The organism is Scytonema sp. PRP1 (assembly GCF_036697665.2).
GTDB classification, from domain to species: Bacteria; Cyanobacteriota; Cyanobacteriia; order Cyanobacteriales; family Nostocaceae; genus Kalymmatonema; species Kalymmatonema gypsitolerans.
On sequence record NZ_JBAHYJ020000083.1, the window covers coordinates 65,522 to 90,729 of the forward strand.

Annotated in this window: 21 protein-coding genes, 1 tRNA gene and 1 other annotated feature; of the genes, 12 read left to right on the top strand and 10 right to left on the bottom strand. The window is 44.3% G+C overall.

The genetic code is table 11. The annotated features are described in order from the left end of the window. Window positions 1–48 precede the first annotated feature (48 nt). Window positions 49–1,419: an efflux RND transporter periplasmic adaptor subunit gene (locus tag V5G28_RS19200; RefSeq protein WP_332995526.1), complete on the top strand. Its 1,371-nt coding sequence runs from the start codon at window positions 49–51 to the stop codon at window positions 1,417–1,419. Window positions 1,420–1,476: 57 nt separating this feature from the next. After that, window positions 1,477–4,782: an efflux RND transporter permease subunit gene (locus V5G28_RS19205; protein WP_332995527.1), complete on the top strand. Its 3,306-nt coding sequence runs from the start codon at window positions 1,477–1,479 to the stop codon at window positions 4,780–4,782. Here V5G28_RS19205 and V5G28_RS19210 read toward each other — a convergent pair. Continuing rightward, window positions 4,750–4,881 carry a hypothetical protein gene (locus tag V5G28_RS19210; protein WP_332995529.1) on the bottom strand — a complete coding sequence of 44 codons (132 nt, stop codon included), beginning with the start codon at window positions 4,879–4,881 and terminating at the stop codon, window positions 4,750–4,752. The two genes, V5G28_RS19205 and V5G28_RS19210, sit on opposite strands and share 33 nt — an antisense overlap. Here V5G28_RS19210 and V5G28_RS36780 point away from each other — a divergent pair. Then, the gene (locus V5G28_RS36780) at window positions 4,828–4,947 is read left to right on the top strand and encodes a hypothetical protein (protein WP_442994275.1); all 120 of its coding nucleotides are present in this window, start codon (window positions 4,828–4,830) and stop codon (window positions 4,945–4,947) included. The genes V5G28_RS19210 and V5G28_RS36780 overlap by 54 nt on opposite strands. Before the next feature lie 66 nt (window positions 4,948–5,013). Here the strand turns inward: V5G28_RS36780 and V5G28_RS19215 are convergent, their stop codons facing one another. Then, the gene (locus tag V5G28_RS19215; RefSeq protein WP_332995531.1) at window positions 5,014–5,979 is read right to left on the bottom strand and encodes a phosphorylase family protein; all 966 of its coding nucleotides are present in this window, start codon (window positions 5,977–5,979) and stop codon (window positions 5,014–5,016) included. Here V5G28_RS19215 and V5G28_RS19220 point away from each other — a divergent pair. After that, a complete protein-coding gene (locus V5G28_RS19220; RefSeq protein ID WP_332995533.1) occupies window positions 5,957–6,271 on the top strand; it encodes a carboxymuconolactone decarboxylase family protein in 315 nt (104 codons plus the stop codon). The genes V5G28_RS19215 and V5G28_RS19220 overlap by 23 nt on opposite strands. A gap of 145 nt (window positions 6,272–6,416) precedes the next feature. Here the strand turns inward: V5G28_RS19220 and V5G28_RS19225 are convergent, their stop codons facing one another. Both V5G28_RS19225 and V5G28_RS19230 read right to left on the bottom strand, forming a co-directional pair. Next, window positions 6,417–7,070, bottom strand: coding sequence for a cadmium resistance transporter (locus V5G28_RS19225; protein ID WP_332995535.1), 654 nt, complete (start codon window positions 7,068–7,070; stop codon window positions 6,417–6,419). A gap of 332 nt (window positions 7,071–7,402) precedes the next feature. Then, on the bottom strand, window positions 7,403–8,755 hold the full coding sequence (locus V5G28_RS19230) for a PrsW family glutamic-type intramembrane protease (RefSeq protein WP_332995537.1): 1,353 nt from the start codon (window positions 8,753–8,755) through the stop codon (window positions 7,403–7,405). A 255-nt stretch (window positions 8,756–9,010) separates the two neighbouring features. On the opposite strand from V5G28_RS19230, the gene rplS reads away from it, so the two are divergent. The 8 genes from rplS to rplL all read left to right on the top strand — a co-directional run bounded on the left by rplS (window position 9,011) and on the right by rplL (window position 13,218). Then, entirely contained in the window at window positions 9,011–9,373 is a 363-nt protein-coding gene (gene rplS, locus V5G28_RS19235) for a 50S ribosomal protein L19 (protein ID WP_332995538.1), read from the top strand. A gap of 148 nt (window positions 9,374–9,521) precedes the next feature. Beyond that, window positions 9,522–9,594, top strand: a tRNA-Trp gene (locus V5G28_RS19240). A gap of 192 nt (window positions 9,595–9,786) precedes the next feature. After that, a complete protein-coding gene (gene secE / locus V5G28_RS19245) occupies window positions 9,787–10,008 on the top strand; it encodes a preprotein translocase subunit SecE (protein WP_073627436.1) in 222 nt (73 codons plus the stop codon). Continuing rightward, window positions 10,008–10,652 carry a transcription termination/antitermination protein NusG gene (gene nusG, locus V5G28_RS19250; RefSeq protein ID WP_073627329.1) on the top strand — a complete coding sequence of 215 codons (645 nt, stop codon included), beginning with the start codon at window positions 10,008–10,010 and terminating at the stop codon, window positions 10,650–10,652. The genes secE and nusG overlap by 1 nt, the downstream gene beginning before the upstream one ends. A 5-nt stretch (window positions 10,653–10,657) precedes the next feature. Next, entirely contained in the window at window positions 10,658–11,083 is a 426-nt protein-coding gene (gene rplK / locus V5G28_RS19255) for a 50S ribosomal protein L11 (protein ID WP_041036644.1), read from the top strand. 96 nt (window positions 11,084–11,179) lie between these two features. Beyond that, the gene (gene rplA / locus V5G28_RS19260; protein ID WP_332995542.1) at window positions 11,180–11,896 is read left to right on the top strand and encodes a 50S ribosomal protein L1; all 717 of its coding nucleotides are present in this window, start codon (window positions 11,180–11,182) and stop codon (window positions 11,894–11,896) included. Between the two features lie 47 nt (window positions 11,897–11,943). Further along, window positions 11,944–12,143 (top strand) — a sequence feature (ribosomal protein L10 leader region). Between the two features lie 68 nt (window positions 12,144–12,211). Then, a complete protein-coding gene (rplJ, locus tag V5G28_RS19265) occupies window positions 12,212–12,763 on the top strand; it encodes a 50S ribosomal protein L10 (protein ID WP_096568228.1) in 552 nt (183 codons plus the stop codon). Between the two features lie 62 nt (window positions 12,764–12,825). Further along, complete coding sequence (gene rplL, locus V5G28_RS19270; protein ID WP_332995545.1) at window positions 12,826–13,218, top strand: 50S ribosomal protein L7/L12; 393 nt, start codon at window positions 12,826–12,828, stop codon at window positions 13,216–13,218. Window positions 13,219–13,498: 280 nt separating this feature from the next. Here the strand turns inward: rplL and V5G28_RS19275 are convergent, their stop codons facing one another. From V5G28_RS19275 to V5G28_RS19300, 6 genes are all read right to left on the bottom strand, one after another. Next, window positions 13,499–15,088, bottom strand: a complete 1,590-nt coding sequence (locus V5G28_RS19275) for an alkaline phosphatase D family protein (protein ID WP_332995547.1) — start codon at window positions 15,086–15,088, stop codon at window positions 13,499–13,501. 512 nt (window positions 15,089–15,600) lie between these two features. Then, window positions 15,601–16,638 carry an aldo/keto reductase gene (locus V5G28_RS19280; protein WP_332995549.1) on the bottom strand — a complete coding sequence of 346 codons (1,038 nt, stop codon included), beginning with the start codon at window positions 16,636–16,638 and terminating at the stop codon, window positions 15,601–15,603. 78 nt (window positions 16,639–16,716) lie between these two features. Then, window positions 16,717–18,678, bottom strand: coding sequence for a protein kinase domain-containing protein (locus V5G28_RS19285; RefSeq protein WP_332995551.1), 1,962 nt, complete (start codon window positions 18,676–18,678; stop codon window positions 16,717–16,719). A 139-nt stretch (window positions 18,679–18,817) separates the two neighbouring features. Then, on the bottom strand, window positions 18,818–20,509 hold the full coding sequence (locus V5G28_RS19290; RefSeq protein WP_332995553.1) for a protein kinase domain-containing protein: 1,692 nt from the start codon (window positions 20,507–20,509) through the stop codon (window positions 18,818–18,820). 641 nt (window positions 20,510–21,150) lie between these two features. Then, window positions 21,151–22,344, bottom strand: coding sequence for a glycosyltransferase (locus V5G28_RS19295; RefSeq protein WP_332995555.1), 1,194 nt, complete (start codon window positions 22,342–22,344; stop codon window positions 21,151–21,153). Window positions 22,345–22,363: 19 nt separating this feature from the next. Beyond that, entirely contained in the window at window positions 22,364–25,027 is a 2,664-nt protein-coding gene (locus V5G28_RS19300; RefSeq protein WP_332995557.1) for an NACHT domain-containing protein, read from the bottom strand. Window positions 25,028–25,208 lie beyond the last annotated feature (181 nt).

Consider the following 25,208-nt stretch of genomic DNA (forward strand, 5'->3'; position numbering starts at 1 on the left):
CATAGCAAAAGGCAGAAAAACAGCGATTGTTTTTTGAAACAGCTAACAATGACCTCCAAAAAAATGCAAGTTAATAGAAAGATTCTAATTGCTTCTGTACTCGGCGTGGGACTACTGACAGTAGGTTGCGGTTCACTTCCCAAGGAATCAGCTGAAGCTCAATCGCAGCGCCCTGGCGGTAACCAAAGGGGAGGCGGTGCAACACCCGTGGATGCAGCAGTTGCCCGTACTGGCGTGTTGCGACAAGACCCAGAATATACAGGTAGTACCACACCATTCCGCACAGTGTCACTGCGATCGCAAGTGGAAGGCCGGCTTTTAGCATTAAATGTGGATGTGGGTGATAGTGTCAAACAAGGGCAAATTATTGCACAGTTGGATGATGCTCTTTTAAGAACAGCGCAAAATCAAGCAGAAGCAGAATTAGCAGCTCTCAAGTCAGAAGTAGCAAGAACAAACGCTCAGATAAGCAATGCTCGCGCCCAGGTAGGTAGCGCACAAGCAGAACTAGAGCAAGCACAAGCAGACGCACAAAGGCAGCAGAAACTCTTGAAAGAGGGGGCGATCGCACAACAAGCAGCCGAACAAGCACGCACCGAAGCCCGAACAGCTGCCCAAGCACTCCGCGCTGCACAAGAGCAAGTCCGTACAGAACAGCAAGCCCTAGCAGCCGCGCAAGGTAGAGTCGTCGCCCAACAAGCCGTAGTTGCCGAAGCCAAAGAACGTCGCTCCTATGCAAGGCTAACATCTCCAATTACTGGGGCAGTTTTAGAAAAAGTGACAGAACCAGGAAATCTTCTCCAACCAGGTAATGAAGTCTTGAAACTTGGTGACTTTAGCCGCGTCAAAGTCGTGGTTGAAGTTTCGGAATTAGAACTGGCAAAAGTGCGGGTAGGGCAATCTGTAAAAGTGCGCTTAGACGCCTTCCCTAACCAAACATACACTGGGCAAGTGACACGCATTTCTCCAGCCGCTAATACAAGAGATCGCTTGGTGCCAGTTGAGGTCGTCATTCCCAACAGTGACGGTAAAATTGGCAGCGGTTTATTAGCGCGAGTCAAATATGAAACCGAGACACAACCGCGAGTCATTATACCTGAGATAGCGCTTCAGGGGGAAGGGACAAGGGGACAAGGGGACAAGGGGACAAGGGGACAAGGGGACAAATCATCTTCCTCATCTTCCTCATCTCCCCAATCCCCAACCTCCAATCGTCAAGGGACGGTATTTGTTGTAACCCAAGCAGATGATAAAGCAACAGTGACAGCGAGAGCCGTAACCCTTGGAGAAAAGGCTAATGGCAACGTAGAAGTTTTATCTGGCTTGCAACCAGGAGAAAGATTTGTGACTCGTAGTGGCAAACCATTGAAAAATGGTGAGACTGTGGGGCTTTCAATTCTTTCTGAAAAAAAATCGTAGGGCATTACCTACTATACCGAGATCAGAATACTTAGGACTCAGCACTTAGTTAGTATTATGCAGCAGGTAAACCAGGTAAAGCAAAGTAGCGGATTTAGTATCAGCGCTGTTTCCATCCGCCAGCACATTGGTACACTCATGCTTACGCTGGCAGTCATTGTCTTGGGTGTGTTTTTTATCATAAAACTACCAGTAGATTTGCTGCCATCAATTACCTATCCTCGTATTGGGGCACGTATAGAAGCACCTGGAATATCTCCTGAGGTTGGAGTTGATGAAATCACCAGACCACTGGAAGAAGCTTTTGCTGCCACAGAAGGTGTGATTCAGGTATATTCTCAAACTCGTGAGGGACAGGTAAGCATAGATTTATTCTTCCAACCAGGAGGAAACATCGACCAAGCCCTCAACGATGCGACAGCAGCATTTAACAGAGCAAGAGGCACTTTACCAGATACTATTGAAGAACCGCGCTTATTCAAAGTAGACCCTTCGCAATTACCTGTTTACGAATTTGCCTTAACTTCACCCTCATTGAAAGGCGTTGACTTGCGTGTATTTGCGGAAGAAGAACTCGCCCGTGAACTCAGTGTGGTAGCTGGGGTTGCAGGGGTAGATGTATCAGGAGGCGTTCAAGAAGAAGTCAGGGTAAATGTTGATTTAGACCGCCTGCAAGCATTGGGTGTTGGTTTAACTGATGTACTAGATGAACTGAGAAATCGCAACCAAGATATTTCCGGCGGTCGGATTTATGGTCAAAATTCTGAACCCTTAACGCGTACTGTCGGACGCTTCCAGAAAGCGGAAGAAATCAGAAATCTTTTATTTGAAGTCTCCTCCTCCTCATCTTCCTCATCCTCCTCATCCTCCTCATCTTCCTCATCCTCCTCATCCTCCTCATCCTCCTCATCCCCCTCATCCTCCTCATCTTCTCCCACTCCCAGCCGACGCGTTTACCTGCGAGATTTTGCCGAGGTGATTGATGGGTCAGAAGAACAGCGAGTGTTCGTTACACTTAACAGCGACGAAGCGGTAAAAGTCAGTATCCAAAAGCAACCGGATGCCAACACAATTAACGTTGTGGATGGAGTCAAAAAGCGACTGGAACAACTGAGGCAGTCTGGTTTAATTCAAGAGGGAACTGTCATAACACCCACCTTGGATGAGTCGCGATTTATCCGCAATTCTATATCCAACGTTACCAGTTCTGGTTTAATTGGGGCAGGGCTTGCGGCAGTAGCAGTCTTACTCTTCCTTGGTTCCCTACGTCAAACTTTTATTATCGTCTTCTCCATTCCCCTCGCCACACTTGCTGCCATCATCTTCATGGGGTTGTTTGGCTTATCTCTCAACGTTTTTAGCTTAGGCGGTTTGGCGCTAGGTGTGGGTATCGTCGTTGATAACTCCATCGTGATGTTGGAGAATATTGCTGAAGGTGCTGGTGTGACTCCAGGTAAGAGTGCAAAAACTCGCCTGAACAAGGAGCAACTTATTGACAAAGCGGAACAAAGCAGTCGAGAAGTAGAATCAGCATTAGTTGCTTCTACCAGTACAAACTTGGTAGCAGTATTGCCCTTTTTGCTCATCGGCGGCTTTATCTCACTCCTGTTCAATGAGTTAATTTTGACAATTAGCTTTTCCGTAGCTGCTTCCATCTTGATTGCTGTAACCGTTGTGCCAATGATGACTTCTCGAATGTTGGCATGGCGTTGGTCAAGTCGCCTGACTGAGTTTTGGCTGCTACGAGAGTTTAATCGCCGCTTTGAGGCTGCTACCAGAGGATATGGTGGTTTTTTAGGTAAGGTATTGCGTTATCGGTTGTTAGTGATTGGGCTTGCCATTCTCCTTTTTGGTGGTAGCAGTTCGTGGATGGCTCCTCAAATTCCTCAAGAAATCCTACCTCGAATTAACACCGGACAAGCCAACTTATCTGCCCAATTTCCTGCCGGTACGCCTTTAGAAACAAACCGTAAGGTCATGGCTGCGGTTGATGATATTCTCGTTAACCAGCCAGAAACTGAGTATGTTTTCTCTACATCTGGAGGTTCTCTGTTTGGTAATAATACCAGCGAAAACCCGCTGCGGAGTTCCAGCACCATTACCTTAAAACCAGGTACGGATGTAGAAGCATATACAGAACGAGTGACTGGCGAGTTTAACAAGCTGAACTTAGCAGGAATTCGCCTGCGCTTAAGTCCCGGTCAAGTACGCGGTTTGATTCTCTCCAACTCTCCCGTGCGCGGTGCTGAAGTTGATGTGATTTTGCAAGGGAATAACGCTGAAACGCTACAGCAAGCAGGGCGTCAAGTGTTAGCAGCGATGGAAGAACGAGTCACCTCAGCCAGATTCCGTCCTGATGCAGACCCCCGTCAACCAGAAATTCAGATTCGTCCTGACTGGGAGAGAGTTGCAGCTGTAGGGTTAACGACTCAAGAGATTGGGGACACAATTGCGACTGCTATTGAGGGAAGTATACCTACTCAGTTGCAACGCGGCAACCGTTTGGTAGATGTACGGGTGCAATTAAATAAACAAGCCGTAAAATCAGCTTCCGAACTGGCAAGGATACCTTTATTTGTTACAAATAATCGTCAAGTGCGTCTCAGCGATGTAGCTGATATTGTGGAAGGTCAAGCACCTGGAGAAATTCAGCGCATTAACCAACGCCAAGTTTTCATTATTGCAGGCAATTTAACTGAGGGAGCTAGTCTCAGTCAGGCATTAGAACAGGTAAATGGCGTATTGAACAGTTTAGATTTACCTGAAGGCGTTAGCGTGTTGCCCAGTTCAGCAACAGAATCTAATCAGCAGTTGCAAGATTCTCTCAAATTGTTAGGGGGATTAGCTGCCTTTCTCGTGTTTGTGGTTATGGCAGTACAGTACAACTCACTGGTCGATCCGTTGGTGATTATGTTTACGATACCGCTAGCATTAGCTGGGGGTATTTTCGGACTTTACATCACCAAAACCGCGATAGGCGCAACAGTGATAGTCGGTGCAGTATTGCTGGTAGGTATTGTGGTCAACAACGCCATCATCATGGTAGAACTAGCAAATCAAATTCGGGAACAAGAAGGAGTTGACCGTCAGACTGCCATTTTGAAAGCAGCACCGCAACGCCTGCGTCCTGTGTTGATGACAACTATTACCACTGTTTTAGGTATGTTCCCCTTGGCGCTGGGAATTGGTGAAGGTTCAGAGTTCCTGCAACCTTTAGGTGTTGTAGTGTTTTCAGGTCTATCGTTAGCAACAGTGCTGACGTTGTTTATCATTCCCTGTTTTTACACTCTGCTGCACGGTTTGCTGGATTTCAAATGGGCAAAACCCATGTTAAATAAGGTGGATAAGTTGAGAAAATGGTGAAGAAAGCGATCGCCTTTCGGGATTGTCGTGTTCTTTGGGATAGCGATCGCCACAGTTTTGACGCTGTTTATCATTCCCTGTTTTTACATTGTGCTCCACGATGTCCTAGGTGGGAAATGGGCAAAACCCGTGTTCGCTAGGCTGGGTAAGTTGAGGAAAATGTGAACATCGCCTTGTGGAGAGGGAGGAGCAACGTAAAAATCAGAGTTTTAAGCCTCTCTCAAGCTCCTCCTACAGCAACTCTACCAGCTTCAATACGACACGTGCTTGGTTTTCAGCCGCGACTGCAAAGAAAGTCTGCAGTTGTACTGCTGCTGACTCCTCACCACCGCCCGCAAGATCCGAGACACTCCGTACTGCAATAAAGGGTACGCGATTTGAGAAAGCCACCATAGCCGAAGCTGTGGTTTCCATATCCGCAACCAGCACCTCAGTATTGTTATTCTTGTTACCGCGTTCGTCGAAGTTTAAATGAGTTGCGACATATTTGCGATAAGCAGCATTATCGACAAAAGTCGGATCACTAACTCCGTTTCCGCCCACAATGAGACGAGGAGCAGGATCAAGCGGCGTACTGTTACATCTACCGCTGGTATCGACTGGTGCACAGTTCAGGAGTTCCACATTAATTTGCCGAGCTTTGGCAAGCATATGTGGATCGACGGTAAACCAAAATCTGAGATTCTGATCTGTGTTTGGATTGGTAGGTACACCTGGAAACGGCACTGGGCGGAGTTGCTGTACATTATTTGCATCTAAGAAATATTGGGGTATGTCATCGGAACTGACGTTGGTGTTACGTAAAAAGGCATTTTTTGCATCCGGTGCAAAGATTGTCTCGGTATTAGCGAACCCTGGCGATTGTGCGGTTCCAGATATAAAGTTACAGGTTTGAGCTTCCTGTGATGCCTCTTGTAGTGTATGGTTGAGTTGCAATCCGACTGATAAAGCACAACGAACTGTATCTCGGGTGTTGTTGAAATACATTTCTTGATGAAAGCCCCAGCGTTGCGGAATGGTAACCGATCCGATTGGAGTCTCGTTGGGTGTGTCTGGATTGTCGTCATTTGCTCCGGTACCGCCAACTCCCCCGGCGACTCCACTAAAAATAACATTAGTGATGCGAAATTTATCTAAGGTCAACTGGGTAACCATAGAGGCATTCACAACACTAATGTTTGTTAGTAGCACCACCACATTTTTGCCACGCAGCTTCCCTTTGCTGAAACTAGAGAAGTATCTTGCTGCAAGCAGGCTTAGTAAAACCTTACTGGAGTTGATCAAAATTCGGGCATCTCAAATCAATGGTTGTATCTTTTGCATCGATATGCACACTAAAGACGCTACACATCACGGCGAAACTGAGCAACAGATTTATGCCCTGAATGCTTGGCGTGAGACTCCATTTTTCACGCCTGAAGAACGAGCTAGCTGTGTTGGCATTCACCGAAGCAGTAACCCTGATTTGAAACAACCACGTTCCCGATGACGTGTATGAAGAAGTCAGCCGTTATTTTGATGCCAACCAAATTGGACAAATACTCATGGCAATTCTCGCCATTATAGAAAAGTAGCAAGTTTCCACCTAAGGCGCTGTGCTCTGCGCATGCGCCTAATTAAAAAACAACTTAAAACTAGATAAAAAGTCGATACGATTCACTTTTCATCAAAATAGAGAATCCCAACCAGATTAACACAAACGGAAAGATTTTCCGACCATAGCGAGTGAGAAGGGGAGCCATGAGAGGATTACGAGTCATGAAGTAAGAAAGGCAGCACCACACTCCAACACTCACATAGCAAACACACAAAATCACACCCAAACTTGGGAGATTGCTGCTGGCAAACAACGGCACGTAGATCCCAATGTTGTTGCCTCCATTTGCAATGGTGACTGCAGAAACGCGGTAAGTTTGGGGATCGCGTAGAGTTGCCCATAGCGATTTCTTACGGCGGTGAGATCTGGCATCAGAGGTGAAGTTTATTGACACCGTTTGCACTTCCTCTCCTCCGTCTTCTCGACTCATGAGCTGAGTGATACCAATGGTGATTGGAAGGAAACCTAGTAATCCAATCCAGGCTTCTGGAATGAGTAAACCGCCGAAGAAACCAGGGAGACTAGCAAGCACTAATGCCGTGAATCCAACAAATTCACCGAGAACAATATGTTTGGGACGAAAGGTGCGATTGACTTTTCCAAAGAAGGCTGTCAAGTATAAATTGTCGTCAAATGTGGTTGCTAAAGCCGTAGAAATCCCAAGAACTAATGTGCTAATTAGCCAAGTCATAACTGTTATTCACTATGATTCAATGCTGTTCTTCGTTGTCCTTTTCTGCTTCTCTAAGTGAGGGCACTGCAGGAAATTGTTCAATTGTCAATCAAATTAGTGATTTTTGTCTCAGCCAGGTACCTTGGCAGCGCATGACTACAATTTAGGGCTTTCTACTCAATGAAAGCAAATCTTCTTTTTTTTCAAAACGATAAATAAAAGTTATGAAGAGTCCAATTCTTAAGGAGAATTCGCACGGCTTCAACGTAGTTAAGGTAGAGACGAATGCCTTGATTTGTGATTGGCTTTGCCACTGCCCCTTGGGCGATCGCCTTTAGGACTTCAAAACTCTAATGATAAAACCGCGTGGCAAAGTTCTGCGATCGCGACGGGGACAAAGCACGCGCCTTAACAATTGCTGCCCCTAACAAAGCGTAAGATATGCCACCAACTACCATCAACAACAATAAAACAAAGATTCCCAAGGTACTTGCTAGTCCTGTAGAACTGTTCCACAACCCGTGAAGTCCAGCCGCACTGAAATATCCCAAAGCCAGAATTTGCCAAGCTTGACGGGGCTTAAGTATACTCAAGCCAATACAATATCCAAACCATCCACTCCAAGCCATGTGACCTGCCACATCACCCAAAATTCGCGGAATCAGCAGTTCTAACCCCAGCCGCAAACCAGCATCTGTTCCCATCTGTTGTGCAACCTGTGCAATAGTACCAGGCACATATTGACCTAAAGTTTCAAATAAGGTGAAGCCAACTGCAGAAGCACTTCCGATCAAAATTCCATCTAAAGGTTCCTCAACGCCAATATCTTCTCGCGTGGGAGATGTAAATGCTCTTCCTAAAAAATAAAATCCGATAACTGGCAAAGCTTTAAGCAATTCTTCCAGCAGCCCAGAACCAAAAAAGTATCGCAGAAACAACTCGCCAAAGCTAACAGTACTAGGGTTATCTGGTATACTACCTGGAAGAATGCTGCGAAACACCAAAAAAAATAGATTCAGAACCGGACTGAGCAAAATTAATATCGTAAAAACAGCAGAAGCGATTAGCACCCACCAAGCTTTCGGCTTACCACACAACTGGTAAACAAAATATAAGGCAGCAGTTGCTAAGTACGCACCTAATAATATTTGATATAAAAATCCTTGCACAAAAAACAGTAGTACCACGAGTATGACTGTGATGATTCCTGGTACTAAGTAAGCCTTGCGAGTGAAATCTTTTGGTCGAAAAAGAATAGGAAGCATTTGCGACCAACTCGCCTCAGTCTGGCTGTTAACTAACGCCCGAGGATTTGCACTCATCGTTACCCGAGTTGCTGTTACTGATGAGTGTGGTTCGTCAACGCCTTGGGAGTTGTATTGGTACTCAAACAACAATTCTGGACCGCTATTGCCAAGCTTAATGCGATCGCCCGCTTGCAATTCCTGACATCCCTGTAAAACCTCTCCATTTAAATAAATCCCATTGGCACTATTCAAATCACACAGCAGATAGCTTGTTCTCCCATCTGGCGTTCTAGATGAGCGAACAATGGCATGACGCCGCGAAACCATCGCATAATCATTAGAATTTAAGACAATTTGGCAACTACGATCGCGCCCAATGACGACCTCACCCGTTTCAAGCAGTGAGTAAGATGTTTCTCCACTTGTGGAGACTAACCGCAGAAATGCATGACTCATTCAAGCAACCCCCCTGCCCATTCTTATAGTAACTTGACAGCAGGTAGCGTTCAAAATGAATGCAATTACCCAATATACCGTAGAAATTCTGGCTCAATTCATACATTTCACCCTTCTTTGCACAGCCTTTATGGATTTTTTGTAATAGTTTTGTGTTCTTGATAACGTTGTCGTCAAAAAATTCTCTCTTTAAAATATGTAGACTGTAAGGTAGTTGTCGATTTATTATTGTTGATGTGAGTTTTTTCCTGGATTATGAATACGGAAGAAATAATCCGCTCTATTGAAGCGGAACAACTAAAATCTAATTCGCCCCAAATATTTGTGGGCGATACAGTCAGAGTTGGAGTCAAAATTAAGGAAGGCGAGAAATACCGCGTACAACCGTACGAGGGTGTGGTCATTGGTAAACGCAATGGCGGTATCAATGAAACCATTACAGTCCGTCGCGTATTCAAAGGCGTAGGCGTCGAACGGGTGTTTTTGGTGCATTCTCCTCGGATAGACAGCATCAAAGTATTGCGTCGTGGTAAGGTAAGGCGTGCTAAACTTTATTATCTACGCGATCGCGTTGGTAAGGCTACCCGAATCAAGCAGCGCTTTGACCGCGCTCTTTGAGCTAAGACCTAGATATGGTTCAAGGGTTCAACAAAAAGCGGCGGGAGCCGCTCCTAAGTTCCCTCGACCAAAATCAACTAAAAAAATTTGCCAAGTTGCGTTAAACTAAGGTAAATTAAGTGTAATAACTGAATAAAAGCAAGCCTGTGCGCTCTTAGTTCAGTTGGTAGAACGCAGGTCTCCAAAACCTGATGTCGGGGGTTCGAGTCCTCCAGGGCGCGCTGACAACAAAAATAAAGCCCGAAAATTATGCAACGTCTGCTAAAATAGCAGTATTGTTGAAAATTTCGGGTGTAATTTTTGTGTATGCGGCTTTTTGCTTCAAACAAGTTGGTTTGAGTAGTAGCTGTTATACAAAGATAAAATGAACAGGCAATAGTTTTCTGGTTCAGAAATGGGGGCGAGAGAAGATCGTGGCCAAAAAAAACGAAGCACAAATGACAGAGACCAGCAATGGGTTTAGCATAGCGAACTTTTTGAATGGAATAAAGGAAGAGTTCGACAAAGTCGTTTGGCCGAGTCGCAAGCAGCTCATAAGTGAATCAGCGGCTGTGTTATTGATGGTGACTCTCTCCGCATCCTTGATATTTCTGGTAGATAAATTCTTTATTTGGGCAGCACAACAGGTGTTCTAATGACTTCTGCAACAGACGGAGATTACAATGCGACGCAGCAGTCAGATGATGCCGCAGAAACAGCGTCAGATGCTTCTTCAACAGAAGCCCGCTGGTATGCAGTACAAGTAGCCTCTGGCTGTGAGAAGCGTGTTAAGACAAACTTGGAGCAGCGCATTCAAACCTTTGATGTCGCTGATAAAATTATCCAAGTGGAAATTCCACACACACCAGCAGTGAAAATCCGTAAAGATGGTAGTCGCCAGCATACGGAAGAAAAAGTCTTCCCTGGTTATGTGCTAGTGAGGATGATGATGGATGACGACACATGGCAGGTGGTGAGAAACACCTCCCATGTGATTAATTTTGTGGGAGCAGAACAAAAACGTGGTAGTGGCAAGGGTCGCGGTCACGTAAAACCGCTACCGCTGAGTTATACAGAAGTAGAAAGAATCTTCAAACAGACCAGCGAACAGGAACCAGTTGTCAAAATTGATATGGCTGCTGGTGATAAGATAATTGTGCTTTCTGGTCCGTTTAAGGATTTTGAAGGTGAGGTGATTGAAGTCAGTCCAGAACGGAGTAAACTCAAAGCCTTGCTTTCGATTTTTGGACGGGATACACCAGTAGAATTGGAATTTAATCAGGTAGAAAAACAGAGCTAATAAAAATGGCGAAAAAAGTAGTAGCGGTCATTAAATTGGCCCTGAATGCTGGGAAAGCCAACCCAGCACCGCCGGTGGGACCTGCTTTAGGTCAGCATGGCGTTAATATCATGATGTTCTGCAAAGAGTACAACGCCAAAACAGCAGATCAAACTGGAACGGTAATACCAGTAGAAATTTCGGTATATGAAGACCGGAGTTTTACATTTGTACTCAAGACTCCTCCAGCATCGGTGCTAATCACCAAGGCAGCTAAAATTGACAAAGGCTCTAGTGAACCCAACAAAAAGAAAGTTGGATCTATTACTAGAGAGCAATTGAAGCAAATTGCTCAAACAAAACTGCCTGACCTCAACGCCAATGATGTTGAAGCGGCGATGAACATCATCGAAGGCACCGCAAGAAACATGGGCGTCACAGTTACGGATTAGTCAAATATCAGCGTCCACGAGTCCACGACTCGGTTCAAAATCCAAAATTATTCGGGGGAGAGGCAAAGCTTCGTAATAGACCCCAGGAGAAAAAAAATGGCGAAGAAAGTATCGCGCCGAATACAGGCGTTACTAGAAAAAGTTGAAGACAGGGATTATGCACCCTTAGAGGCGTTAGCCCTTTTGAAAGAAACGGCAACAGCAAAATTTCCCGAAGCAGCAGAAGCGCATATCAGGTTAGGAATTGACCCAAAATATACCGACCAACAGCTGCGGACAACGGTAGCACTGCCCAAAGGAACAGGACAAACCGTACGGGTGGCAGTCATTGCCAGAGGGGAAAAGGTAACAGAAGCAAGCAATTCTGGTGCTGATGTCGTTGGTTCAGAAGAACTGATTGACGAAATTCAAAAAGGTAGGATGGACTTTGACAAGCTCATTGCCACACCAGATATCATGCCTCAGGTGGCAAAGCTTGGTAAGTTACTCGGTCCTCGTGGTTTGATGCCATCACCCAAAGGTGGGACAGTGACATTCGACGTGGCAAGTGCGATCGGCGAATTCAAAGCAGGTAAATTAGAGTTCCGAGCTGATCGTACTGGCATTGTCCATGTTATGTTTGGTAAGGCATCATTCTCTCCAGAGGATTTACTAGTAAACTTGAAGGCGTTGCAAGAAACAATCGACCGTAACCGTCCTTCAGGAGCTAAAGGTCGTTACTGGCGCACAGTGTACGTGTCTTCCACAATGGGACCATCGATTAGGGTAGATATTAACGCCTTACGCGATGCAAAATTGACCGAAGCAGCATAATAGGTTCGTAGTTAGCGCTCTTTGCGTTTGCTATAAACAAATTTCCAAAATTAAATAAGCAACAGCCAAAGACAGCAGGTGCTATTCGCTTAATATCCTGCCGAGGTTTGCGCCCTAATTGCTAAAAGTACCTCACGCGCATTGTGTGACTACTGGTGCATGAGGCTCAAAATGTACAGATGCATTTCTCTGCTGCGTCTCTACTGCAAAACCCCGGCTGTGAAAGCTGGGGTTTGTTGTTTTTGTAGCTAATAGCACAAAAGGCAATGAGCCATTAGCAAGAAAAGCATTTTTAAAGGAGGTGAAACAACCGAGATGCCAAGAACGATAGAAGACAAAAAAGCTATAGTCGCTGACCTCAAAGAAACTTTGAGTCAGTCTCAACTCGCACTGGTCATTGACTACCAAGGGCTAACGGTTGCTGAAATCACAGATTTACGGCGACGGCTGCGTCCGGCTGGCACTGTTTGCAAGGTGACTAAGAACACCCTGATGGGCATTGCCATTCAAGACGATGAAAAATGGCAAGTGCTGTCGGAATTGCTCACAGGTTCATCCGCCTTTTTGCTAGTTAAAGACGATTTCTCTGCTGCAATCAAGGCTTACCAAGATTTCCAGAAAGCCAGCAAGAAAACAGAACTTCGCGGCGGCGTTATGGAAGGTCGCCTGCTGAAAGAACCTGATGTCAAGGCTCTGGGAGATTTGCCATCCAAAGAACAACTCATGGCGCAAATTGCTGGAGCTATCAACGCGTTGGCTACCAAGATTGCTGTGGGTATCAACGAGGTTCCCGGTTCGCTGGCTCGTGCGTTGCAGGCTGTCGCGGATCAGGAAAAAGGCTCAGAAGGCGAAGAAAGTGCTTCCTAGTGAGTCGTTAGTGCTAATTAGAACAACTCAAATCATTAATCAACATTACAGGAGTTATATACATGTCTGCTGCAACTGATCAAATTTTGGAACAACTAAAAGGCTTAACTTTGCTCGAAGCATCTGAATTGGTGAAGCAAATTGAAGAAGCCTTTGGCGTCAGTGCTGCTGCACCAGTTGGAGGCTTTGTGGCAGCAGCACCTGGTGGTGCACCTGCTGCTGCTGAACCAGTAGAAGAACAGACCGAATTTGACGTCATTCTAGAAAGCGTCCCAGCCGATAAGAAAATTGCTGTACTCAAGGTCGTGCGCGAGTTGACCGGTTTGGGCCTCAAGGAAGCAAAAGACTTGGTAGAAGCTGCGCCTAAGCCAGTTAAGGAAGCGATCGCCAAGGATGCGGCTGAAGCTGCTAAGAAGCAGTTGGAAGATGCTGGCGGTAAGGTAACTGTGAAGTAATTTGTAATTTAATTACGAATTACTACGAAGTACTCCCATCAGGAGTGCAAAATCACCTCTCTTTTCCTTGGCGTCTTGACGGTCTTCTAATAAGTAATCTTCTGGCGACAAGAGAATAGTCATTATTAGTTAGCAGCCCACTGTCGAGTTTGACTTGGGCTGCTGCTTTTTTTGTCTAGGGCGGGGAGAGGTAGCTTTGGCTATTAGAGGAATGTGCCAGATGAAAATCTGGCATTTTGATTATTGACTACACTCTGTACAATCGCAAAGTCGAATGAAACTACACCCGTCTCACAACCCCCCGATCCGGCAGTTCAAAAGATGCAGCCGTGGTAATTGGTGCGTTGGGGTCGGGGACTGTCGGTCCGGTGGGTGCAGACTGCGGCAGTAGTCGGTAGTCGCTTCGCCAGCGTTCGCGAGTGAGGTCACAGACCACATAGCCGCGCTGCCGACCGTTAAAATATTTCACCCACGGACTCTCGGGCAACGCAGCCTCAATTCTATCGCTAGCTCCGAAACCAGAGGTAATTGAGGTGCCGACAAACTCAGTACCTACTACGGGAGAGCTAGGATTGTTGAAGTCCGCCAACAGGTCGCTAACCCAGCTAGAATGGGTATCACCAGTGAGGACAATTGGGTTTGAAGGTCTGCGTTGATTCAGAAAGTCAAGGATGCGTTGGCGGGCAGCTACGTAACCATCCCAAGCGTCAACGTTGAAAGCTGACTCTTCACCTGCTGTCCAGTCATGTTGGGTGAAGACCACCTGCTGAGCGAGGACATTCCAACGAGCTTTGGAGCGGTCAAGACCTTCAAATAACCATTTCTCCTGCTCAGCACCAGTGAGAGTAGCAGCCGGGTCAAAGGCTTCATCACAACGAGGCTTGATGCCATCATCACAGGGCTGGTCGGTGCGATACTGGCGGGTATCTAGCACGTTAAATTCAACCAGATCGCCGAAGGTTAGACGCCGATAGAGTTGCAAATCGATGCCTTCGGGTTTCGAGAATGGGCGCAGCGGCATATGCTCGTAGTACGCCTGGAAGGCAGCAGCGCGTCGTGCAAGAAACTGGTCTCGCGGCTGTAGCTCAGGGTCTTGAGGAATTTCGTCTGCCCAGTTGTTGTCTACTTCGTGGTCATCCCAAGTCACTGCCCACGGAAAACCCGCATGGACAGCCTGTAGGTTTGTGTCAGTCCTGTATAAGGCATGGCGGTTGCGGTATTCTTCGAGCGTGACGGGTTCCGGTCCATTGTGCTGCCTGATCCGGTCAGCCTGTGCTGGTCCCTCGTAGATATAGTCACCAAGGTGGACAACGAGGTCGAGTTCCTCCTCTGCCATGTGTTTGTATGCCGCAAAGTAGCCATCTTGCCAATTTTGACACGAAGCAAACGCAAAGCGGAACTGTTCGATTCGTTGTCCAAGAGCAGGAGCTGTGCGAGTGCGCCCAATGGGGCTGACTTCATTACCCACCTTAAACTGATACCAGTACCATCGAGCAGGTTGTAGTCCACTAACGACGACGTGTACCGAGTGTCCTAGTTCGGGAATTGCATATGATGTCCCGCTTCGCACAACTTGCGTCATCTTTTCATCTGTAGCTATTTGCCACTGCACTGGGACATTTTCTGACGGCATTCCACCCCCATTGAGAGGGTCAGGAGCTAACCTTGTCCACAGAACAACGCTTCTTGGATACGGCTCACCTGAAGCTACACCGAGGCTGAATGGATAAGCGGAAAACTTAGGTTGAGCATTCACCCTGCTGGACCACTGGCTTGTAACCACCAAACCTGTTAAGAATCCAGCACCCAGTAAAACGTCGCGCCGCTTGAAGCGGGTAGATAATAATCGCTCAAAATGCAGGCGTTCCATGTGTCAATTGTTGATTGTAGATTTGACAATACCAGCCAAAGTACGGAGACTAACTAAAACCAAATAAGCTCAAAATAGTGAGCTTTAACTGACTTAAGCTATTAACCAGGAAATGTATTTTCTAGCGCATGATCCAGATGCTGCAAGAGTTTGAGTTCTAATTATTCGTTTCTGCTAGAAAATATATGCAGCAAAAGATTACCAACCCAGCACCAAATACTTGTTAAGATGCTATTAAAATTGGCTTAAAGTGATTTATAGCAATCCTAAATGATTTGTGAAAAACAAGATCCCGACTTCTTTGAGAAGTGGGGATGCCGACGGTGTCGATTTTCATAAATGAAATAGGATTGCTATATGTAGTAAGGACTTTAGTCCTTGTTTTCGTCTAAGAGGACTAAAGTCCTCACTACAAAAAGGTGTTCGGTGAAAAAATTGAAGCAGAAAATGGTGTCGCGCAAGCGGTGAAGCTTTTACACTCCGCAATACTACGCTGATACTTTGTATTAAAATTAAGCCCATTCACGGAAAAAGCTATTCTCCTGCCAAACAGCAGCAGTACGTTGCTCAATAGCTGAAATTTCATCATTTGAAAGAGTCTGAAAAGCTTGAGCGACTCTCACATTTTGTTCTAACAAAGCAACATCTTCTGCTGCAATAATGCAACAATGGACACCCCTTTGAGAGAGAGCATAACCCATAGCTTGATGCATTCCCTGTAGAACACCAGGCTTGAACAGCCGACCGTATGCTGGTACTTTCATCGCAATGATACCAGTATTTTTTTGCTGAGCCACTGGTAGGACTTTAGTAATAAAAGGTTTTGGGTTGTGTTTATCAGCAGCGTTGATAGGTATAAGAGCGGTGTCAAATGGATAGCGGCGTAGCCCTTCAGCAATGATTGTGGGGTCATGGTGTCCTGTGATGCCGACAAACCGCACTATTTTTTGCTCTTTCGCTTCTTGTACAGCCCTGATTGCACCATGTTTGGTATTTAGGATGGCATCTAGATTCCAATCAAAGGAAACGGAATGTAACTGCCAAAGATCTAGATAATCGGTTTTGAGACGTTTGAGAGATTGCTCTAATTCTCGCCACGCCCCATCTCTGTCTCTTATGTTGGTCTTAGTGGCTAAAAACACCTCTTTTCGATGTGGTGGAATTACTTTGCCTAGGCGTTGTTCACTTGGTCCGTAATTGGCAGCCGTATCGAAGTAACGAATCCCTAGCTCAAATGCTCGTTCTATAATCGCTATGGATTTGTCCTCCTCTTCCTTTGGCGGACGAGATAGAGGTGATGCAGATCCTCCCAAACCAAGAATGGGTAATGACACGCCTGTGCGTCCTAGCATTCGTTGTGGCATCTTTGCCTCGGGTTTTTCAGATGCAGAGAGGAGCTGGTTTTGAGGTGTTTGAGCAGTAGAACTGGGATGTTCTGGTGATTCCGTGGTGTTGGTTAATTGTTGACAAGCTGAAGTGCCGACAATTCCGCCAGCAACAGCCATACTGGTGATCAGAAAATTGCGTCGGGTCTTTTTATTGCTTGTCATGGTGCAACTCCAGTCAACATTACCCAGTGTTGTATCGCAACTGTTAAGAAAAAACCCCACCCGTAGATAGAGATTTTCTTATTTCTGCAAGTTGGAGTCCCAAACAGCAATATAAATTTGGTCTTGTCGATTACGTTGTATGCTCCCTTTTAATTCACCAATATTAAATGAGTATTGATTCGTTTTACGCTCATAAACTTGTTGCAGTCCTTGCTTAATGTCACCAGAAGCATTACCCCCCAGCATTCCCTGCAATGTATTCTGCATCACCTGTGGTTCGACAGATTGGGCAAAAGAGACTTCTGTTTGACGCAGCACTCCTGTTTTACGGTCAAATAAATAACCAAGATCAACGCGGTTTGGGTCATGCTGATAAAGATAAGCGCGAGTTCTCCACAAACCTCTGGAAACCTTAGTTGGATTTCCTAACGCTGATTTGACAGCATCTTCCGGAGTGCCGACGGGAAATGCAGGAACGCCACGACTCGTGGTATTGGGAGTTGCAGTATTTTCTTTTTCCTGCTGCGGAGGTGGGGTGGAAGCCTCTGGGGTTGGGGTAGGAGTAGCACTAGGAGTAGCACTAGGAGTAGGAGGATCTGGCTGTTCCGCTTTTTGCGGTGTCGTTTGTTGTTGTGGAATCGATTCTGGCGGTGTAGTTTCTTGTGGCGTGGAAGCAACTGGAGTTTGGGATTCTACTGGTGGAACTTGTTCTTCTGGTGCTGGTTCAAATGTTGATGGTTCTTGTTGTGAGTTAGGAGTTACTGAGGGTGGGGCAGATGTATAAGTTTCTGACTGCTGCTGTTGTGGTGGGTTAGGTGCAGTGACAACTGGAGGTGGTGCAACAATCCTCCTATTTCTGCGTGTCGTGGCTTCGGAAGTAGGAGTTGGGGATGCTGTTGGAGGAGTTGGAATTGTAGCGTTAGATTCTGGAAGCGGCGTAGAGGCGGGCGATATGGTAATTGGAACTTCAGACTCTTGACGGGTTATGTTGGCAATGGCTACTGCACCAATCAAGCTACCCACAACTAAACTGCCTACAATCCAAGTCGGTTTTTGCCAGTTGGTGCTTGGGGAAGCAGTTGGAATTACAGGAACTCTTTGATTGGAAGCTAACGGTGGTTGAGTATGCTTGGATGAGAATGATGCACCAGCAGCGGGAGGTGATAGCGGTACTGTCGGTTGATAGGCAGCTGTTGGTTCTGCTGTAGGAAGAGAAGTTGCAGATTTCAAAGCATAAAGCATTTTGCTAGCAGTCGTGTAGCGATCGCTAGCTTGTGGTTTAATTGCCTGATTAAGTACCATCGTCAAATCGTGGGACACTTCAGGGGCGAGGTGATGCCAGATAACTTCACCAGTATGAGGATGCGTTTGTAGTTCATACGGATGTTTGCCAGTGAGCAAATAAATTGCCGTCATGCCTAAGCTATAGATATCACTGGCGTAAACTGGGCGTCCAACGGCTTGCTCGCTTGGCATATATCCTGGTGTCCCTATGACCAGCGATTGTGTAGGATATCCTGCAGGGCTGACTACTGAACGTATAGTTTCTTTAACAGCGCCAAAATCAATTAAAACTGGCTTGCGATTGGCGGAGCGGATAATAATGTTATCAGGCTTAATATCCCGATGAATAATGCCTTTGCTGTGGACATAATCCAAAACAGACAGCAAACTCAATAACATTTCCCTTACAGTCGTTTCGCTAAGTATCCCTTGTGCTCTGACTATGTCTCCTAGGGTTTGACCTTGAATCCATTCTTGAACAAGGTAAAATTGCCCTGTCTCAGAAAAGTAGGCAAAGAGTTTAGGAATTTGCTCACTACCTTCGCCCAGAAACTCCAGGGTTGCAGCTTCTCGTTCAAATCGGTTTTGGATAAGTTGGTAGGTTTGCGGACTGTTAGTTACGGGTTTGAGTTGCTTAATCACACAGCGACGGCGAGAAGGCATATGCATATCTTCCGCCAAAAAAGTTTCACCAAATCCACCGGCACCTAGTACCTGGATAACTTGATAGCGATTGTTCAGCAGCTTGGTTGTCATGCTCCGTTATCCCAGCTCTCATTCGGTTAGAATATAACGCAGCCCAATAGGACATTGTACAGTTTACAAATGTATACTAAGCACCCTGACGACAATAAAAACCCAATGTATCCCGTTCTGATAACTCTGTTCCTAAAAACTAGCTGACATCCGCGACAACCCATCTGCTGTTATCAGCATCCCACAAAAGCAAAAAGCGCACAGAAGTAGGGACAACTTGTCCGGTTTTCATAAGATATTTTAATTGAGCATATACTGTAGCTGTTTCTGTACTTGCTTCTACTATGCTAACTTGCTCAACTTCTACGCTTTTAACTTTTCCTCCCCACCAATCAATGTAAGAAAGATAACCCTTAGGGTGAAGACGTTTATTGTTTTGGTAGCTTGGTATGAGCTGATCCCAAGCTGTTCTATACTGACCCTGATTAATAATTAAGTAATAATTTTGTACAGCCTCTATCGGTGAGGGCTGATTGTTTGTTGGCATTGGTGTTGCCAGAGGAAGTGGAGAAGATTGGGTTTGGGTAGGATTAGGAAGCTGAGTGCTGGGAACTGGCGTTAGTTCTGGCAGTACAGGCTCTAGAGTTTCAACAGGTATCGTAGTGGGTTCTGGAAAACTGGGAATTTTTGATGGCTTTTGAAGGGGAGTGGGTGAGACAGCAGTCTCCTGGAGTTCTGAAGCTAATGGAAAACTAGGAATGGGTGTGTTTTGTACCAGTGGTTGTGCCACCTCTGGTTGAGTTTGTTGTCTGTTAAGGGCAAAACCAATGATCACAGATGCACCGATCAAACCACCTACAATGATGCTGCCAAGAACGAAACCCTTCTGCTCACTGTTTTGTCTACCACTGTGATAAAAAGGTTGAGGAGCTGATCCTGGGCTGACAGGAATGGTATGTTGAGGTGTTGCAGGAGGCGGTACAGTTAATACTAGTGGACGGTCATAAGGTACGATTGGAGAAGTCGGTGAAATAGGACGAACAATTGGTACTGTGGGAGTCACAGGCGTTGTACCAAGATACAAAGCTTGCAACATCTCTCTGGCGCTGGCAAAGCGATCGCGTGCATGAAACTGAATCGCTTGATCTAAGACAGTGGCAAAACTGGGAGTGACATTTAAAGCATATTGTCGCCATACAAGAGTACCCGTAGCTGGATCAGCTGTTAATTCTTGCGGCGTTTTACCTGTGAGTAAATAAATCGCGGTGAGTGCCAAACTATAGATGTCACTGGCAAACATCGGGCGTCCAACCGATTGTTCGCTAGCCATAAATCCTGGTGTACCAATGACAATTGACTGTGTAGAATTAAGCGAAGAACTTATCAAAGTTCCTACTGTTTCTTTGACTGCGCCAAAGTCAATTAAAACGGGTTTACCATCAGCATGGCGAATGAGGATGTTATCTGGCTTAATGTCTCGGTGGACAATGCCTTTGCTATGAACATATTCGAGAACTGGTAAAATACTTGTCAAAATTTCTTTGACTGCACTCTCACTCATCAAACCTTGCTCTTGTAACTTAGATGCGAGAGTTTGTCCTTCTATATACTCTTGTACTAAGTAAAACTGACTGTTTTCTGAAAAATAAGCATATAATCGCGGAATCTGAGTGCTGCCTTCTCCTAAGTCTTCTAAAATGGCTGCTTCTCGCTGAAACCGCTGCTGTACCAACTGGTATATTTGAAGATTATCCTCAATTGGTTTGAGTTGTTTAATCACACAACGACGGAGTGAGGGCATTTGGGTATCCTCTGCTAGAAAAGTCTCTCCAAATCCACCGCCTCCCAAAGTGCGAAGAATTCGATAGCGGTTGTTCAGCAGCTTTTCCATATTTAGCGTCTGTCAGGAGAAATACATTCGAGAGACATTTTACCCTTTTCTCCTGTTGCAAGTGCTTAATATCAAGTTCGCTTAATTACTTATCATTCTAAACTCCTCGTGTCAGCCCTAATTGTAAGTGTTCATCCGAACCTAATATAACAGTGGCTGCTATGGCGCATATTTTTATATCTAAAAAACTATTTATTACTTAAAAAGTGATAAGTAAAATAAAATTGAAGTTGATGGTTAATAATCTCATTATGTATGGGCGTTGCTGATTCAAAGTATGAATTTAGGCTCGCGCTCTACGCAAAGGCGCAAAGATAAGGGGTTTGAAAATTAAACTTGAAATTTTATACCTCAATTTCGCAACGCCCTAATATGGTAAACCTACTTCTACCCATACTTTGGTAAGCGGTGAGTCGGAATTAGGATCTACGAAAGAATGAACTCTTAAAATTACTAGCCTCTCTTCAGCCCTAAGTGTGGTGACTTTACCTGTCAATTTGTAGTGAGGTGGTTGTGGCAGATTACTCCTTAAATTAACGTCTGAAGTGACAAAGAGCGACGTTAGTTTTAGGCATGATTATATTTTTATTTGCCTTTTCGCAGGAGATGGTTCATTTTGGCACAGTCTCCCCTATTTACCTTTACTTGAGTGATCGACCTCGCCAAGTCCAACCCCAGCCAGTTTCAGTCTTAATAACTGAAATAATCGCAATCAAAGCAACCAATAAACCTCCCAACCAATGTAGCCACCAGTACTTTGGAGAACTGTACAATGCCTGGGAAGCTAGGGTTCGCAAATTGTACTGAAGGAAAATCGCGCTCAAAGCTAGACAAATTGCCAGCCAGTCAAGCGTTCCCCATCCAATCAAAAGACTTTTACCAAGCAAAATTACCAATCCTAACCAGGGAATCAAGTAAATGCTTAACATCACCAGAGCTAAGTACAACATTAGCCAAAAATTCCGTTGAGCGCCTGAGTACAAAACTTTAGTCCAACCTTCCCAGAGTGCTGCCCAAGAGCGATACATTCGTAATGTAGCTAAATCTGCCCCTAGTACATATTGCAACTTTAAACCATTGGATTTCATTAGTCGTGCTAAAGCAACATCTTCAGCAACCTTACTAGCTACTGCACAATGTCCTCCTACCTGATTATAGGCTGAACGCCTAAACAGCATAAAAGGTCCCGCTGCAAAGGCTGTTTTTGTATTAGGGTTTTTTACAACTGTAGAGTTAAAAGCAACCAGCATATTGATGAATATCAATGGCTGTACTAACCACTCTGCGAGAGAACCACAAACTAACGCTGGTATACAGTTTAGTAAGTCAGTCTTTTCTATTTCTGCTTTATAAATAACGGTTTCAATTGCCCCTAGTTTCAATCGGACATCAGCATCAATAAAGAGTAAGTATTCTCCACAAGAGCGTTCAGCAGCTTGAGCACAAGCCCAGTTTTTGCCTGTCCAAACTTGTTTTTCTGGTCGAGGTAGTCCAGATACAACCTTCAACCGTAAATCACTAAGATTTTGCTGAAGTCGTTTCAAGATTGTTAGAGTTTCGTCAGTTGATTGATCGTCTACTACCCAAACTTCAACGCGATCGGCTGACAAGCTAGTACTCTTTAAAACAGACATGATACATTCTTGGATATTATCTGCTTCGTTATAAGCAGGAATAATCACTGAAACTGTTGGTAATCTAAAATTAAAAGTATCTTTAAGTATTACGTCCTTTGATGGACTTAGTTGCATATCGGCGATCGCACGTCGTAAAAAAACTAAGTACGTAGTCAGTCCAATCACAGAAAGACAAAGAAATAAAACAAGCAAAATCACAGTTTCACTCACTTGCTGACTAATCAGCGTCAGGCATTCGGGCAAAATGCTCTAATAGCAGTCTGTGGATAAAAATATAACTACCACTAACTTCTTGCAAAAGAATGCGTTCTTTTGCATAATTGAGAAAACGAGCGTAGTCCCAAGGAATATTGCCACTTCTGTAAAGAATAACACGTAAAACAAAGTGTTTAATGCAAACTAAACCTGAATTATCTCCACCAATTAGACCATTAATCAACCCAATTATGGAGCCAACTACTAGTGAAAAAATTAATCCATCAGAAAAAGGATTATTTCCATAATGAACCCACCAAATTATGCCTGGTTCCATATGAAAAAAAATCCATACTACCACACTAATCAATGCACCAATCAATCCACCAACCGTTATTAAATTGATAGAATTTATTACTGAATTCCAAATTCCTTGGTTAGTAATTTTATTATCTTTCTTTACATAATCTTTTTTTTCTACTCCTAACACCAAGCCGACCCATAGCCCCACAAACACACCTAACATTACTAAACCAAATAAAATTTTAATAACAATTTTTACATTAAAATTTTGAGTATAAAGCATTTTGGTAGTTTGATCTAAAAAATCATTAAACCAAAAATTGTTTATTGTCAAATTTGGATTAATAAACGTAATTATCATTCCAATAATTAGTAATATAATACCAGACAATATTCCCAATATCATTCCAATAATAAACTTGGTTTTTGCTTCTGAGAACGACAAATTTATACTATCTGTTGGCTGGATATTTTCAATGTCTGTACGTTTACTTATGAACAAAACAATGAAGACAAAAAGTGGAGTTTCTAAAATAGGTGTTATTGTTGTTTTTGAGAATTGGGAGAATAGAAAACTTGTTAAATACAGGCTTGCTGTACATATAGACAGTTCCAATAAATTCAATTTTAGTTTTAATTTTTTAGCTTCTACTATCGAAGTCAAACTTATCAATCGCCGAGATACCACTTCTAAATTGAGTCGTGTAAATATCTCAGATATTTGTCTAAATCTTCTACCGAATATTTCACTAAAATCTATAACGTCTATACGATTCAATTTATTTATCACTTTCAAATCGGATTGTATGAGGAACTCAGTTATCACTCCAGATATCAATCCAGCTATTGCTCCGATGCATATGTAAAGAAGTGAAGAATTTATTGGTTGACGACTATAATTGAATAAACTAGCGATTAGCCCACCAGACAACCCAGACAGTAACCGCACAATTAGCATGACTGCAAAATGGTATCTTCTCTTTTGAGAATATGTTTGGAACCAGCTTGGCTGCATATCCTCAATTGAAAAGACTGTTTGAGAGTTCTGTTTCATTCTTTTCGCTAACCAAATCAGCCAGTCTTTTGCTTTATCTTCTGGGTACTGCTGATGATTTTCTTTATTCCTACGTCTGGAGAACATCCTTTCAATATACTTATTAAACAGGTCTTGGCGTAGTTCTTCTTGGTTAGCCAATGCTTGTTCCGGTTCTTGAACCTGGTACTCGGCACTGTTTCGAGGCATTTTATTACCTCCAAAGCGTTTAAAGAAGTCAATAATGACAGTCAACGGATTTGAAGATAGTGTTGTTTCCTTTGGCGTTGTTTTTGCATTAGGTGGCGTGATTGTTTCATTAGGCAATGATTGGTAAACGAGGATGATAATATTCAGCATTAGCGGCGATTCGGCTAACTCTTGTAGGTGAGTATCATTTCTCAATGCTCTGCGAACTGTTGCCAGCTGCTTCTGATTACCAAGATCATCAAGATATTTATCAATTTCCTCTGGTCTGAGTGGTTGTAAGCCGATAGCAGCAGAGAAGCGTAAATGGCGTTTGAGGGCTTCATATTCCTTTATCCGGCTACACACTACTATCTTTGTGTGTCTGTGGTTATTCCCAAATACATTTAACGCCTCAACGCAGGCAATTCGGTCTTTTTTACTTACCTCATCTAACCCATCCAGCAATAGCAGTAGTTTATCCTCGTTTATCCAGCGTTTACCAATTTCCCTGGGAACCTGGTATTTATTGTTCAGTTCTTCGACTAGCCATTGTTGCCTTTCCCTTTTCCAAGAAGATAAGTTTAGTACTACTGGCATCGGTAGGCTGACATCTTCTTTGGCACGCTTAATCAAATCACGGGCAAGTTCCAGCAGAGTTATAGTTTTGCCAGATCCCGGCTCTCCTAAAATTAGGAGGCTACAATCACAACCCAAACTCTCAAATTTGTTAATTACTTTCGTACCTGATGGCAGGGTTTGCCACCCTTGTTCATCAATTTCCCAAATCGGCCTCGCAGGGGTATCCACAGCGTCAAATCGTTCTTGCAGTCCCAGTTCAATTAGTACCTCATTTTGCAAGGAGTTCTTCAATACGCCTTTGATCCAGGCATTTTCTACCTTATCGAGAAAATTATCGTGATCGCGCTTGTCTTGCTCATCCCTACTTGAAGCAGGTCTTTGTATCGAAGGCAACATCCCCAAAAAAAAGTTAAACACAAGGATGTTGCCAAACCATTTTTTATTGTCCTGACTCTGGGTATTATAGTTTCCCTGAATACCCTGCTGCCCACCATCTAATTTTGACGTTTTATTCGATTGCTGAATACCTGAACTAGGTGTTGATGGTTTATTGGAATCAGAGTCGGAAGGCGGCTGGTTCATTGGCTTGCCTTACTAATAGAGTCCAAACAAGTTCTTAGCCATACCTAACCCTAGCTTAACTCCTTAGCTTCACTGGTAGTTTTGAGTATTTTACTTATGCTTTTGAGACTCTTAGCTGCTAACGGTATTAATTGCTTGAGCTTCTTTCAATGATGCAGCTATACGCACAATTATAGACATA